Source organism: Virgisporangium aurantiacum, from assembly GCF_016863635.1.
Classification (GTDB): Bacteria; Actinomycetota; Actinomycetes; order Mycobacteriales; family Micromonosporaceae; genus Virgisporangium; species Virgisporangium aurantiacum.
In genome coordinates, this window is sequence record NZ_BOPG01000190.1 from 1 (window position 1) to 1,135 (window position 1,135).

At 67.0% G+C, this 1,135-nt stretch carries 1 protein-coding gene; it reads right to left on the reverse strand.

Annotation, left to right across the window (positions count from 1 at the left end; all coding sequences use genetic code 11):
- Positions 1–1,100 (reverse strand): AMP-binding protein (locus Vau01_RS62985; RefSeq protein ID WP_204015474.1); only part of this gene is annotated, 1,100 nt, incomplete at its 3' end.
- Between the last annotated feature and the right edge of the window lie 35 nt (positions 1,101–1,135).

Genomic DNA, 1,135 nt, shown 5'->3' on the forward strand with positions numbered 1-1,135 from the left:
TCGACGACGTAGACGCGGACGTTGGCGATCGGCACCCCAATCGACGGCACCCAACCGGCGGGATCGGTGACGGGATCGGTGGCGAGATCGGTGGCGGCGGTGGCGTCGATAGCGGCCTCGGTCGGGCCGTACAAGTTGTCCACCACCACACCCAGCCGCTCCACAGCCGCAGCCGCGACCGGACCCGGCAACACCTCACCGCTACACACCAGCCGCCGCAACCCACCCCCGACCGGACCATCCACCACAGCCAGGAACGCCCGCAGCATCGACGGCACGAAATGGACGACCGTGACCCCCTCCCGGGCCATCAACCCGGCAAGATAACCCGGATCACGATGCCCACCCGGCCTCGCCACCACCAACGTCGCACCGATCGTCAACGGACACAACAACTCCCACAACGACACATCAAACGAAATCGGCGTCTTCAACAAAAACCGGTCCCCCGACCCCACCCCCTGACCCGACCCCATCCACGCCAACCGATTCGCCAACCCCGCATGCCGCCCCAACACCCCCTTCGGCACCCCCGTCGACCCCGACGTGTACAACACATACGCCAACGACTCACCCCACACCTCCACCGGCGCCGCCACCGGCACACCCCCACCCAACGCCTCCACCGTCCCCGCATCATCCATCCACACCACCGGACCCGACCACCCCGAACCATCCACCACCCCACGCCACCGCCCCGCAGAAATCACCACCACCGCACCCGCATCCCCCAACACAAACCCCACCCGCGACACCGGATCATCCACCTCAACCGGCAAATACACCCCACCCGCCCGCAACACCGCCAACACCGCCACCACCAAATCCAACCCCCGCGGCAAACACACCCCCACCACCGACTCCCCACCAACCCCCAACCCCCGCAACAACCACGCCAACCGACCAACCCGACCACCCAACTCCCCAAACGACAACACCCCCTCCTCCGCCACCACCGCCACCCCACCCGGAACCCGCCCCACCACACCCTCAAACAACCCCGACACCAACCCCAACCCGCCACCATCCACAACCGGACCAACACCCAACCCCACCAACCCACCCCACTCCACCCCCGACACCACCGACACCAAACCCACCAACCCACCCGGATCACCAACAACCTGCGCCAGCA